Source organism: Pacificibacter marinus (assembly GCF_018860665.1).
GTDB classification, from domain to species: Bacteria; Pseudomonadota; Alphaproteobacteria; order Rhodobacterales; family Rhodobacteraceae; genus Celeribacter; species Celeribacter marinus_A.
Map to the genome: position 1 here is coordinate 43026 of NZ_JAHKPK010000005.1, position 13329 is coordinate 56354.

Below are 13329 nucleotides of genomic sequence, written 5' to 3' on the forward strand. Positions count from 1 at the left end.
TGAACATGACACCTCTACTGCAAGTGGCCCTTGGGGGCGCCATCGGGGCTTCGGCCCGTTACCTGACTGGCATTGGCATGACGCGTTTGTTGGGCAAGGGATTCCCTTGGGGAACGATGAGTGTCAATTTTTTAGGGTCGTTCTTGATGGGTGTTTTGGTCGTGGTCTTGGCAGAAAAATCGGGCAATCGATTTGCGCCATTGCTTATGACAGGTGTCTTGGGTGGGTTTACCACTTATTCTGCGTTTTCGCTTGATGCGATTACGATCTATGAGCGCGGCCAATTCGGGCTTGCGGCTTTTTACGTATTCGGGACTTTGGCTTTGGCGCTTGGCGGCATTGCTTTTGGTCTCACAGTGGCACGAGGTTTCTTCGCATGAGCAAGGTTCAAATGATAACGATCGGAGACGATCAACCTGAGCAGCGTCTTGACCGTTGGTTCCGCAAATCGTTTCCTTTGGTGACGCAAGGCAATATCGAAAAGATGTGCCGCAAGGGCGATATTCGCGTTGATGGGGGGCGGGTGAAATCCAACACCCGCGTTGGTCCTGGTAATGTAGTGCGTGTCCCGCCGCTGCCCGATTCAGAGGCTCCAGCACATAACACCATTCGCATCACCAACGCGGACATCAAAATGATGCGTGATGCAGTGTTGTACAAAGACGACCATATTATCGTGATCAACAAACCTGCCGGTCTGCCGACACAGGGGGGGTCTAAGCAGACGCGCCACGTGGATGTCCTGTCTGAAGCCTTGCGCTTTGGTTATGACGAAAAGCCACGTCTGGTGCACCGTTTGGACAAAGACACTTCGGGTGCTTTGGTTCTGGCGCGCACCCCTGCGATGGCGACGAAACTGACCGAAGCCTTCCGTCACCGCAACACCCGTAAAATTTACTGGGCCTTGGTGGCGGGCGTGCCTGTGCCCTATTTGGGCGAGATCAAATATGGTCTGGTCAAAGCCATGGGGCGCGGCAAAGGCGGCGAGGGCGAAAAGATGCACGCCGTTCATCCGCGCGATGTCGACAGCACGCCGGGCGCGAAACGGGCGAGTTCGCTTTACGCCACGCTCTACCGTGTGGGCAGCCGCGCGTCTTGGGTGGCGATGGAGCCTTTGACGGGGCGCACCCACCAGTTGCGTGTGCATATGGCCGAGATTGGCCACCCTATCGTTGGTGACGGCAAATACGGCGGCTCTGGCCAAGAAAACATGGGCGACGGATGGGGCGCGCAGCTTGGTGGCGTGATTAGCAAAAAATTGCACCTGCACGCACGCCGTATTGCGTTTGAACACCCTGTAACCAAAAAAGAACTCAGCGTGACAGCGCCATTGCCCGAGCATATGAAAAACAGCTGGGAGACTTTCGATTGGCACGAAAGTTTGGCGGCCGAAGATCCTTTCGAGACATTGCGATGACCAAACTTGTTATCTTTGATGTCGACGGCACTTTGGTCGACAGTCAGGCGCATATCATCGCGTCGATGACGGCGGCTTTCGAAGCGGCACAGATCGCGGTGCCCTCGCGTAATGCGATCTTGTCCATCGTAGGCCTGTCTTTGCCCTATGCGATCCGCGAGCTGGCACCCGATGTGAGCGACGCTACGATTGTGCAACTCGTCGAAGATTACAAAGCCGATTTCAATGAAAATCGTCTCAAGCAAGATGCTGTCATTCCATTGTTTGCAGGAGCTGAAGCCGCGATTGCACGACTGGCTAAACGTGAAGACATGCTATTGGCTATAGCCACAGGCAAAAGTCGTCGTGGCTTGGATGCTTTGCTTGAGATGTGGCCTTTCGCGGATCATTTCGTCAGCACGCAATGCGCGGATGATCATCCGTCCAAACCGCATCCCTCGATGGTGCAAAGCTGTTTGGCGGATTGCGATGTGACAGCGCAAAACGCTGTCGTTATTGGTGACACGACTTATGACATGGAAATGGCCCGCGCGGCCCGCGTTGCGGCTATTGGCGTGTCTTGGGGCTATCACGGTGCGGGCGCATTGAAAGACACAGGTGCCAGTATTGTAATTGATGATTTTGCAGCGCTGGATAACGCGCTTGATGAGATTTGGAAGGATTAAACTGTGGCGGACTTTGCGGCCAAACGTTTTTGGAAGAACACAACTGTAGCAGCGGTTGAGGACGGGTTCACCGTGCTCTTGGATGGTCGCAATGTGCGCACCCCGGCCAAAGCGCTTTTGGTTGTGCCGACTGAAACGATGGCTGAGCAGGTGCGTCTGGAATGGGATGCGCAAGAGGGCGAGATCGACCCGAATGTTATGCCCTTCACCCGTGGTGCTAATGCGGCCATTGATAAAGTCAGTGTCCAGCACGCCGAGGTCGCAGATATGCTGGCGGAATACGGCGATAGTGATCTTTTGTGTTATCGCGCGACATTTCCACAAGAACTGGTGGCCCAACAGGCGCAGGCTTGGGACCCTATTCTTGACTGGCTGCTCGACACTTACGGTGTACGTTTGGAGACCCGCCAAGGTGTGATGCCGGTTGCTCAAAATGAAACCGCTTTGGCCAAGCTGCGCGCAAGGGTCCATGCGTTTGATAAATTTCAATTGTCAGCATTTCATGACCTCGTGTCGCTGAGTGGGTCATTGGCTTTGGGATTTGCCGCTACCGAATCATTGCACCCGCCACAAGCGCTTTGGGAACTCTCGCGGGTTGATGAGAGCTTTCAAATCGCGCAATGGGGTGAAGATGATGAGGCGACCCTTGTGGCAGACATAAAGCGCAAAAGTTTTGTGCATGCCTATGATTTTTACCATATGGCGCAAAAATAGCGGCAGAGCGTTATTCTGCAGGTTTGATATCTGGCTGAGCAGGCATGGAAAATGCCTTAGATATTTTTGATTTACCAATGATTGACGCTATCTGATGCTATATTGGCGTCAGATGCAAGGCTGGCCTGTTTCGCCTCAGATTTATACTTACGCACAGTAAATATGCAAATCCGTGATCGCACACTTGACGATATGCGATGATTCCTTTCAACTTGTCCGTAGTGAAGGTGCTCACGCGCTTTTTTCGAATATTATCGGCAAAATAATGGCCGAACTAACGTTGTAAAAAACGTACAATCAGGAAGAGGTAAAAATGAAAAAATCTGTATTTATGGGTACTTTGGCTGCGGCTGGTCTCGTTGCGACAGGGGCGATGGCTCAAGACGCAGGATCATCTACGCTGGCAGCTGTGAAAGACCACGGCGCACTTAAGTGTGGTGTGAACCCAGGTACACCCGGTTTTGCTGCTCCAGATGCAAGCGGCGTTTGGAAAGGTTTTGACGTAGATCTTTGCCGCGCTGTTGCTGCTGCGATTTTCGGCGACCCTGAAAAAGTTGAATACACACCCCTGACATCTGCTGTGCGTTTCACTGCTTTGTCATCCGGCGAAGTTGACATGTTGGCACGTAACACAACATGGACATTCTCTCGCGATGTTGACCTTAAGGCAGAATTCACTGGCGTAAACTACTACGACGGCCAGGGCTTTATGATTCCAAAAGATCTTGGTGTGTCTTCTGCGAAAGAACTTGAAGGTGCGACTGTTTGTATTGAAACAGGTACAACCACCGAGTTGAACTTGGCTGACTACTTCCGCACCAATGGTATGGACTATGAGCCTGTGCCTGTAGAAAGCTTCACAGAAGCGCAAAACCAATTCCTTGCTGGTGCGTGTGACGTTTACACAACTGACGCCTCTGCTTTGGCTGCGTCTCGTGCGTCATTCGAGAACCCAAGCGATTACGTGGTTCTGCCAGAAATCATCTCGAAAGAGCCGCTCGGCCCACTTGTACGCCACGGCGATTCCGAATGGGGTGACGTTGTACGTTGGACACTCAACGCAATGGTTTCTGCTGAAGAGCTTGGTGTGACATCTGCGAATGCCGCAGAAATGGCTGCTGGCACTGACAACCCTGAAATCAACCGTTTGCTCGGCGTTGAAGGCGAACTCGGTGCGATGCTTGGCTTGCCAAACGACTGGGCTTTCAACGTTATCACGATGGTTGGCAACTACGGCGAAACCTTTGAGGCGAACATTGGTGAAAGCACACCAGTTGGTCTGGCTCGTGGCTTGAACGCGCTTTGGACAGAAGGTGGCCTGATCTACTCTCCACCTTTCCGCTAGGATTTAGTGACTATGGGGCGCGGATAATTCCGCGCCCTTTTCATATCTAAACACCACTAAAATAATAAATGACCGAAACGACGAAGCGCGCCTTCATCGAATTTTGCGTCAAAAACGGGGACATGGGGGACAGTCTACAATGACGACAATGATAGACCCACCAAAGGCCGATGGTTTTCGCATCAGCCAACTGCTTTACGACACACGGTACAGAGCCATAACAATCCAAGTCATCGCTGTGATCGCCTTTGTGATGATTGCTGTTTTCTTGCTTGTGAACGTCAATCGCAACCTTGCCAGCTTGGGCAAAGAGATTGATTTCGGCTTTCTTTCAAATCCTTCCAACTACGACATTCAACAGGTTCTCGTTGACTATAGTTCGCAATCGAGCAACCTGCGCGCCGCTTATGTTGGATTGCTCAACACGCTGTTTGTTGCCTTCTTGGGCTGCATCTTGGCGACGCTTATCGGTGTGACAGCTGGTGTTTTACGTCTGTCGAAAAACTGGCTGGTTGCAAAAATCATGACTGTTTATGTGGAAACTTTCCGCAATATTCCCGTCGTGATCTGGATCATTGCCACTATGGCTGTTTTGTCTGAAGCCTTGCCGCAACCTAGAGCCTTCCGCGGTGAAAACCCCGATGCGTCTATGTGGCTTTGGGACAGTGTTGCGGTCACAGGGCGCGGGACCTACATCCCAAGACCTGAATGGGGCGCAGGTTCTGTTTTCGTCGTTATCACCTTTTTGCTGTCGCTTGTGGCAATCTGGGCCTTTGGCCGCTGGTCTAAACGCCGCTTTGAAGCCACGGGGCAAATCTTGCCAAATGTTTGGATTAAACTGGCGATTTTTGCTGTGCCAACCCTGTTGGTATTTTTCATCTTGGGTCGCCCGATCGCTTTGGTTTCTCCCGCGCTGAAAGGCTTTAACTTTCAAGGCGGCATTCAGCTGTCCAACTCCTTCTTGGCGTTGTGGCTGGCTCTGTCTGTTTACACGGGGTCGTTCATTGCCGAGATTGTGCGCTCTGGCATCTTGGCGATTTCCAAAGGACAATCCGAGGCCGCTTTCGCCCTGGGCATGCGTCCTTCACGCACCATGAACCTTGTGATCTTACCGCAGGCGTTGCGGGTGATCATTCCACCGCTGATTTCACAGTTCCTGAACCTGACCAAAAACTCGTCTCTCGCTTTGGCCGTTGGTTACCAAGACTTGCGCGCCACTTTGGGCGGGACGACGATGAACAACACCGGCCGCGAGTTGGAATGTATGCTGTTGATGATGATGATTTATCTCGTTGTTTCACTGCTGATTTCATCCGGCATGAACGTCTACAACAAATCCATGAAATTGAAGGAGCGCTAAGATGACGGATCAAAAATCGACCATCGCCTTTGTGCGCACTCACATGTTGGAACAACTGCCGCCCCCACGCGGTGAAGTTGGCCCTGCTAAATGGATCAAAGAAAACTTATTTTCTGGCTGGTTCAATACCATTCTGACGCTTCTTTCGGTCTTCGTGATCTATTCGGCTTTGTCTTCAATCATCCCGTGGATGTTTGGCGGCGTGTGGAATGCAAGTTCCTTGGCGGAATGTCGTGAAATTCTAGACGGCGCTCATGCGGCTTGTTGGGCTGTTATCAATGAACGTTGGCAGCAGATTTTCTATGGCACGTTCTTTCCGTCCTCTGAATACTGGCGCACCCATGTTGCCTTTGTCTTGTTGCTTGTTGCTATTGCACCTGTGCTGTTTGAAACCGTGCCACGCAAGCTGTTGTTCGTCACAGTGGTCTATCCGTTTTTGATGGTCTGGCTGATCTGGGGCGGGTCTTTGTGGGGGCCGATTGGCGTCGCTGCAGGGTTTATCGTGGCTTATTACGCGGGCAAGATTGCAAGCGGCTACACAGGTTCTGGCCTTTCCGCGTTGATCGCGGTTGTTGCCGCACTGGTCTGGTGGTTCTTGATTGGCCCACTTGTTGTCGGCGGGCTGAATAGTGTTGCCCCACTGTTTCCGTTGCGCGAAATCCAAAGCCGTGAACTTGGTGGCTTCGTGATCTCTATGATTATCGGTGTCTCAGGTATCGCACTGTCTTTGCCGATTGGCATCGTCTTGGCGCTGGGGCGTAAGTCTGATTTACCGCTCGTCAAAATGATGTGTGTGGGCTTTATCGAGTTCTTCCGCGGCGTGCCTTTGATCACTTTGTTGTTCACAGCGTCTTTGTTGTTGAACTACTTCTTGCCGCCCTCTGTGACCTTTGATCTGACAGTGCGTGTGATCGTTATGGTTACGATTTTCTCAAGCGCTTACATGGCCGAAGTGATCCGTGGTGGCTTGGCGGCTTTGCCGAAAGGTCAATACGAGGCTGCTGACGCTTTGGGCTTGGATTACTGGCAAGCTCAAAGATTAATCATTATGCCGCAGGCTTTGAAGATTTCGATCCCTGGTATCGTGAACACTTTCATTGGCCTGTTCAAAGACACCACTTTGGTCTTCTTTATTGGTATCTTTGACATGTTGGCGGCGGCTCAATCTATTCGCGCCAACTCGGAATGGAACGGCATCACATGGGAATTGTACATCTTCATCGGACTAATCTTTTGGGTCTGCTGTTTTTCAATGTCCCGTTATTCGCAGTGGCTGGAGCAAAAGCTTCGCACCGATCATCGTTAAGAAAGGAGACTATCTATGTCTACTGAAACTCTAGACCGCGTCGTCGACCGTAGCAAAATGAACGTCTCTGATGAGGTGGCGATTCAGATCACCAATATGAACAAATGGTATGGTGATTTCCACGTTCTGCGTGACATCAACCTGACCGTTCAACGTGGTGAGCGTATCGTTATCGCAGGCCCATCAGGGTCAGGCAAATCCACGATGATCCGCTGTATCAACCGTTTGGAAGAGCACCAGAAGGGGCAGATCATTGTCGACGGCACTGAACTGTCCTCAGACCTCAAGAACATCGACAAGATCCGCTCAGAAGTTGGCATGTGCTTTCAGCACTTCAACCTCTTCCCGCATCTGACGATTCTTGAGAATTGTACTTTGGCGCCAATGTGGGTGCGTAAAACCCCGAAAAAGGAAGCCGAAGAATTGGCGATGCATTTCCTTGAAAAGGTGAAAATCCCTGATCAAGCGAACAAATACCCCGGTATGTTGTCAGGTGGTCAGCAGCAGCGTGTGGCGATTGCGCGCTCTTTGTGCATGCAGCCACGTATCATGCTGTTTGACGAGCCGACATCGGCGCTTGACCCTGAGATGATCAAAGAGGTGCTCGACACCATGATCGAGCTCGCGGAAGAGGGCATGACTATGCTTTGCGTGACGCACGAGATGGGCTTTGCCCGTCAGGTGGCCAACCGCGTGATCTTTATGGACCAAGGTCAGATCGTTGAACAAAACGAACCAGAAGAGTTCTTTAACAATCCAAAATCAGAGCGGACCAAATTGTTCCTCAGTCAGATTTTGGGTCACTAAGGCTTTCAACCAAACAAAGGAAAAGGCGCCGCTGGGCGCCTTTTTTTATGGGGCTATCAAGTGAATAGTTCAGTCACTGAGCTCACGGGGTACGCAGAAATCCAAAATAGTATTTTCCCCGAATCGAACCTGTGACCAATTGTCAGCCGCGACATCAAACACAGTTGTCGCACAGGTAGGGTAGCGTGCGAAATCTGCATGTGCGGGCGATGTCTTGGCAAAACGCGCTGCAAAGTCACCGATCCCTGGGTTATGTGCAATCATGATAACAGTCTGGCCTCCCGCGCTTCGCAGTTGTTGCAAAATGCGATCACTTGATGCGAGGTAAAGCCCTTGATGAAACAAACACTCCGTGTCGCCCGTCGAGGCGGTCTCTTGGATGCGTGACCATGTCTCTTGAGTTCTACGCGCGACCGAGATCATGGCTTGGTCAGGGTGGTAGCCCTTTGCTGACAGCCATCGCCCCACGCGGTCTGCATCGCGTTGTCCGCGTGTGTTTAGAGGGCGGTCAATGTCGTCAAGCAAAGGGTCGTCCCAGCTTGATTTCGCATGCCGCGTCAGGATCAGCCGCAACCTCATCTAGGCGTTAGATAATGGATCGGCGTTGCGGATCAAAGATCCCGCACCGTGTTCAGTGAACAGCTCAAGCAAGCAAGCATTCGGCGCACGGCCATCCAAGATAACCACCGCACGCACGCCATCGGCCAAAGCCGCCAGTGCCGTTTCGGTTTTGGGGATCATGCCGCCAGCGATTACGCCATCTTCTGTGAACTTGCGGATCATATCTGAATCAAGTGAAGTCATTACCGCGCCATCCGCGCCTTTGACGCCTGACACATCTGTCAAAAGCAACAAACGATCCGCGTTGAGCGCACCAGCGATAGCACCCGCAGCGGTGTCGCCGTTGACGTTAAAGGTCTCTCCATTGCGGCCAAAGCCCAAGGGCGCGATCACGGGGATTAGACCCGCTTGACCCAGTTCGTCGATGATGGATGGGTCCATGTCCGTGGGGGTGCCGACAAAGCCAAGATCGGGGTTCGTTTGTTCGCAGATCATCAGATTGGCGTCTTTGCCAGAAATGCCCACCGCGCGGCCACCTTGGCTGTTGATCGCTTGCACGATGCGCTTGTTCACAAGGCCTGACAGCACCATCTCGACAACTTCTACCGTGGCTTTATCTGTCACGCGTTTGCCGTTGACGAACTCGGATTTGATGTTCAGATCGGCCAGCATTTTGTTGATCATCGGACCGCCACCATGCACGACCACAGGCTTGACGCCGACTTGCTGCATCAAAACGACATCGCGCGCAAAGCTTTCCATGGCCTCGTCAGACCCCATTGCGTTGCCGCCCAATTTGATGACCACAGTGGCGCCTTCATAGCGCTGCAAATAGGGCAGGGCTTGGGACAATGTGCGGGCGGTGGCGATCCAGTCTCGGTTCATGTCTTGTGTCTTCATGGCTTAGAGGTCCAAAGGGTTATGTCCGATTGAGTGTATGCCATCGATGCGGCACCTCACAAGATAAACGGTTATTCCAGCGTTGAAATGACGGCACGAAGTATATCGATGCCCCAGCCTTTTTCCGAGGATGTCACGATCAACTCTGGGTAGGCCGCGGGATGTTTGGACACAGCCTCGCGGGTTTGCGCCAAATTTTTCTCGCGTTCGGCGTCTTTCACTTTGTCGGCCTTGGTCATAACAACCTGAAAGGTCACGGCAGAGCGATCAAGCAAAGACATGATTTCTTCGTCCACGGCTTTCACGCCGTGACGACTGTCGATCAGCACAAAAGCGCGGCGCAAAGTCGCGCGGCCAGACAGGTAGGCTTTCAATAAACGTTGCCATTTTGCGACCGTGTCTTTGGGCGCTTTGGCAAAGCCATATCCTGGAAGATCGACCACATAATGGCTGTCAGCACAGGTGAAAAAGTTAATTTCTTGCGTGCGGCCAGGGGTGTTAGACGCACGCGCCAAGGCTTTGCGGCCTGTCAGCGCATTGATCAAAGTTGATTTGCCAACGTTCGAGCGACCTGCAAAGCAAATTTCTATGCGGTCATCAGGCGGCATGCCGTCCATGGCAACCACGCCTTTAACAAAGTCAGTTTCGCCAGAAAAGAGGAGGCGACCCTTCTCGAGGGCCGCCGCATCTGGTTCCGCAATGGGAAATGTTAGTTTCATAGGGGTGATACGGCCCTTAGGCCGAACCTTCCTTTTTCTTGAGGCGCAGGGACTTTTTAATATTGGCAAAAAGTTCTGGTTTGTGACCGTGGCTACGCATGATGAGATATTGCTGAGTAAAGGTAATCATGTTGTTAGATATCCAGTACAGCACGAGGCCAGAGGCAAAGCTACCGAGCATGAACATGAACACCCACGGCATCCACGCAAAGATCATGGCTTGTGCAGGATCGGTGGGTGCAGGGTTAAGTTTTTGCTGTAACCACATGGAAATACCCAGCAGGATTGGCAGAATGCCAAGACTGATAAAGGCGAAAATTGATGTTGGGTCTGGCGGCGCAAAGGACAACAGACCGAATAAGTTCAAGATCGAACTTGGATCTGGGGCCGACAAATCGCGAATCCAACCGACCCAAGGGGCGTGCCGAAGTTCAATCGTTACGAAAATCACCTTGTAGAGAGAGAAAAACACAGGAATTTGCAAGATCAATGGCAAACACCCAGAGGCAGGGTTCACTTTGTTTTTCTTGTAGAGCTCCATCATGCCCTTTTGAAGCTTCTCGCGGTCATCTCCAGCTTCTTCTTTCATCTTTTCCATCTCTGGCTGCAGTTCTTTCATGCGTGCCATAGAGACGTAAGATTTATAGGCGAGCGGGAACATGATGCCTTTGATCAACACCGTCAGAGCAATAATGGACCAGCCCATATTGCCAATGAGGCCGTTGATGGCGTGCAGCAAGCGGAAGATCGGTTGGGTAAAGAAGAAGAAAATGCCCCAGTCAATGGAGTAGATGAAGCGGTAAACCCCCAAATCATCTTGATAGCCTTTGATGGCTTCCCATTCTTTGGCGCCTGCAAAAAGATATGTGGTGTTTTGCACCGAAGCACCAGGTTCAACAACTTGGGCCGGCAAACGAGATTCAACTTGGTAGATTTCTGATCCGGGAACAAATTTTACAACGGATGTGAAGCTTTGGCCCGGTTGTGGAACCAAAGAGGTCATCCAGTTTTTATCTGTAAAGCCAAGCCAGCCGTTTTCTTCGACTTGTTCGATGGACACATTTCCACCTTCGCGTGCATCAAAGTCGTAATCGGCGATATCTTTGTAATCGGCTTCCTCAAGGTCTTTGTCGGCTTGACGGACAAGGCCTTCGTGCAGCACGAAATATTTGGATACATCAGGCGTGCCGTGGCGCGCGACAATGCCGTAAGCGGCCAAGCGGGCCGCATCAGTGCCGTCGTTTTCAACGGATTGCGTGATCGAGAACATGTAATCTGTATCGATCGCGATTGTGCGACGGAAGGTCAGGCCTTTGGTGTTTGTCCAAGCGAGTGTAATCGGCGTGTCAACTGTGAGTGTCTCGCCAGCTTCAACAGACCAGACTGTATTGGCGCCAGGCACATCATCTTGGTCAAGATCACCACCGGGTGCCCAGCCGTAAACGGCATAATAGGGCGCATCGGTGCCAACCGGTGTCAGCAGGGTCACGATTTCATCGCTGTCGATGTCGACAGTGTAATCTTTCAACGACAGGTCGTCGATGCGACCGCCTGCCAATGAGATCGACCCTTGTACGCGATCTGTTTCAATCGTCACGCGAGGGGCTTGTTCGGCTGTACTTGGGACTGCGGTCGTTGCATCGATCACGATGTCGCCGCTGTCCGTACTCGGAGGTGCGAGGGCAATTGAGCCATCACTTGTCTCAAGCACGTTTGTTGAAGTCACAGATGCTGTTGGCTCTTGGGCAGGAAAAAACACCTGCCAGCCCAGTAACACGATCCCGCTGAGTACTACTGCGAGGATCAGGTTCTTATTTTGATCGTCCATCACGGTCGCCTGATTTTTGGAATTGGTCTGGGAGGTTCAACCCCTCCACGCGCCGAAGGTCAAGCAGATTCGAGGATTTTCCTAGGAAAATGCAAAAAAGTGACTAGCTTGCTTTGCGTCCGATCTGTGGTGTTTGGGCTAATTTTTGACGGTGGGCGTCCATCCAATCAAGGGTTTTATCAAAGCTCAGTGGCCTAGAAATCGAAAACCCTTGCACATGGTCGCATCCAAGCTGGGCAAGCATGGCGTGTTCGCCGACGGTTTCGACTCCTTCTGTAAGCGTTTGTAGATTGATACGCTCTGCCATGGTCAAAATAGCTGCAAGCATGTCTTGTTGGTTGCGATCAACATCGCAGCGAGACACATAGGATTTATCGATTTTGATGCGTTTGATAGCAAAACGACGGATATTGGCGATAGAGGCATGTCCGGTTCCAAAGTCATCAAGATCAATACCGCAGCCAAGCTGGCCGAGCGCCGCGATGTTGCGGGTGATGATGTCATTGTCAGATGATGCGATGACTGTTTCTAAGATTTCAACGGTCAGACGGGAGGGATCAAATTCGAACCGATCCAATTCCCATCTAATTTTATCGACAAGTTTGGGGTTGGATAGCTCTGTGGCTGAGAAGTTCACCGAAATCGTTGGGACGTTAAACCCCGCTTTGTCCCATGTCTGTAGCGCCGAAAAAGAATGGTACAACATGATTTCGCCCAAGCGTTCAATAAGGCCGCTTTCTTCGATGGCGGGCAGAAACTCAGCTGGCGGAACCACGCCTTTCTCAGGGTGGGTCCAACGCGCAAGGGCTTCCATGCCAGAAATTTCCCCTGTATTTGTAGAGATCTGTGGTTGAAACCATGGAAGAATTTCGCCGTTTTCCAGCGCATCTCCGACGTCTGTTAAAACTGTACTGCGGTCCAAAGTGGTCTGAATGGCGCCCGGCGTGAAGGCGCGGATGGAGCCCGCCCCATTTGATTTGGCCTCTACCAGTGCCGCCTCAGCCGCATCAAGAAATGCCGCGCCTGATTGTCCCGGTGCCCGTGCGGGTAGGCAAAAGCCGATGCTTGCTGTGATATAGATTTTGGTGGCATCAACAGATAAGGGTTCCGACAAAACGGCCTGTATGCGTGACGACAATTGGATGAGCGTTTCCAAATCTGCGCGGCGCACAGGGGCAAGGGCGATGGCAAATCGGGGTCCATCAAGGCGTGCCACAATGTCATGGTCGCGCAAGGTATCAGTCAGACGGCGCGCCGAGGTTTTTAAGATGTCTTGTGCTGTATCTGTGCCAAAGCTCGTTTCCAGCCCACGGAAATCATCGATGGCCACAGTCATGCAGGCAGTGGTGCGCCCTGTCGTGTGTTGAGCGTCTAGAGTTTGGTCAATCATATCAATCACAACCGGACGCAGCGGCAATCCTGTCACGCCGTCGATGCCTGTTTCGTGTGGCGTTTGCAAAAAAATCGTATTGGACAGAGCCAGAAGCGCGGGGAGGCCGAGCGCGGTGGTGATCAAAGCTGTCTCGCCGCCAAGCCAGAATGCGCCCAAACAGACCGCAGGCAAAAATGCGAGCGTGTGCTGCCCAGACAGCAGAGTTTGCAATCGGCGTAGAGTGGCGGCGGTGTCGTTGCGCATTGGGCAATCCTTGTCAATGATGGCAGGCTTGGGCTTGCCTTAATTCATTGCCACACTATCGCCTATTTAGT

At 52.0% G+C, this 13329-nt stretch carries 13 protein-coding genes; 8 read left to right on the plus strand and 5 right to left on the minus strand.

Features of this window, described 5'->3' with window-relative positions; genetic code table 11:
• Positions 1-5: 5 nt before the first annotated feature.
• The 8 genes from crcB (at position 6) to KO497_RS01675 (ending at position 7614) form a co-directional block, all read left to right on the plus strand.
• On the plus strand, positions 6-380 hold the full coding sequence (gene crcB / locus KO497_RS01640; RefSeq protein ID WP_215942229.1) for a fluoride efflux transporter CrcB: 375 nt from the start codon (positions 6-8) through the stop codon (positions 378-380).
• Complete coding sequence (locus tag KO497_RS01645; protein WP_215942230.1) at positions 377-1417, plus strand: RluA family pseudouridine synthase; 1041 nt, start codon at positions 377-379, stop codon at positions 1415-1417. The genes crcB and KO497_RS01645 overlap by 4 nt, the downstream gene beginning before the upstream one ends.
• The gene (locus KO497_RS01650; RefSeq protein WP_215942231.1) at positions 1414-2082 is read left to right on the plus strand and encodes an HAD-IA family hydrolase; all 669 of its coding nucleotides are present in this window, start codon (positions 1414-1416) and stop codon (positions 2080-2082) included. The genes KO497_RS01645 and KO497_RS01650 overlap by 4 nt, the downstream gene beginning before the upstream one ends.
• A 3-nt stretch (positions 2083-2085) precedes the next feature.
• Positions 2086-2796, plus strand: coding sequence for an ATP12 family chaperone protein (locus KO497_RS01655; protein WP_215942232.1), 711 nt, complete (start codon positions 2086-2088; stop codon positions 2794-2796).
• 313 nt (positions 2797-3109) lie between these two features.
• The gene (locus tag KO497_RS01660; RefSeq protein ID WP_215942233.1) at positions 3110-4141 is read left to right on the plus strand and encodes an amino acid ABC transporter substrate-binding protein; all 1032 of its coding nucleotides are present in this window, start codon (positions 3110-3112) and stop codon (positions 4139-4141) included.
• Between the two features lie 139 nt (positions 4142-4280).
• Positions 4281-5501 (plus strand): amino acid ABC transporter permease, encoded by a 1221-nt coding sequence (locus KO497_RS01665; protein ID WP_215942234.1) that lies wholly within the window; start codon positions 4281-4283, stop codon positions 5499-5501.
• A 1-nt stretch (position 5502) separates the two neighbouring features.
• A complete protein-coding gene (locus KO497_RS01670) occupies positions 5503-6807 on the plus strand; it encodes an ABC transporter permease subunit (protein WP_215942235.1) in 1305 nt (434 codons plus the stop codon).
• Positions 6808-6822: 15 nt separating this feature from the next.
• The gene (locus KO497_RS01675; RefSeq protein ID WP_289846644.1) at positions 6823-7614 is read left to right on the plus strand and encodes an amino acid ABC transporter ATP-binding protein; all 792 of its coding nucleotides are present in this window, start codon (positions 6823-6825) and stop codon (positions 7612-7614) included.
• Between the two features lie 69 nt (positions 7615-7683).
• Here KO497_RS01675 and KO497_RS01680 read toward each other — a convergent pair whose 3' ends face one another.
• The 5 genes from KO497_RS01680 to KO497_RS01700 all read right to left on the minus strand — a co-directional run bounded on the left by KO497_RS01680 (position 7684) and on the right by KO497_RS01700 (position 13258).
• On the minus strand, positions 7684-8193 hold the full coding sequence (locus tag KO497_RS01680; RefSeq protein ID WP_215942236.1) for a SixA phosphatase family protein: 510 nt from the start codon (positions 8191-8193) through the stop codon (positions 7684-7686).
• Entirely contained in the window at positions 8194-9075 is an 882-nt protein-coding gene (argB, locus tag KO497_RS01685; RefSeq protein ID WP_215942237.1) for an acetylglutamate kinase, read from the minus strand.
• 71 nt (positions 9076-9146) lie between these two features.
• Positions 9147-9794 (minus strand): ribosome biogenesis GTP-binding protein YihA/YsxC, encoded by a 648-nt coding sequence (gene yihA, locus KO497_RS01690; protein ID WP_215942238.1) that lies wholly within the window; start codon positions 9792-9794, stop codon positions 9147-9149.
• A 16-nt stretch (positions 9795-9810) separates the two neighbouring features.
• Positions 9811-11622: a membrane protein insertase YidC gene (yidC, locus tag KO497_RS01695; RefSeq protein WP_215942239.1), complete on the minus strand. Its 1812-nt coding sequence runs from the start codon at positions 11620-11622 to the stop codon at positions 9811-9813.
• 103 nt (positions 11623-11725) lie between these two features.
• A complete protein-coding gene (locus KO497_RS01700) occupies positions 11726-13258 on the minus strand; it encodes a putative bifunctional diguanylate cyclase/phosphodiesterase (protein WP_215942240.1) in 1533 nt (510 codons plus the stop codon).
• Positions 13259-13329: the final 71 nt, after the last annotated feature.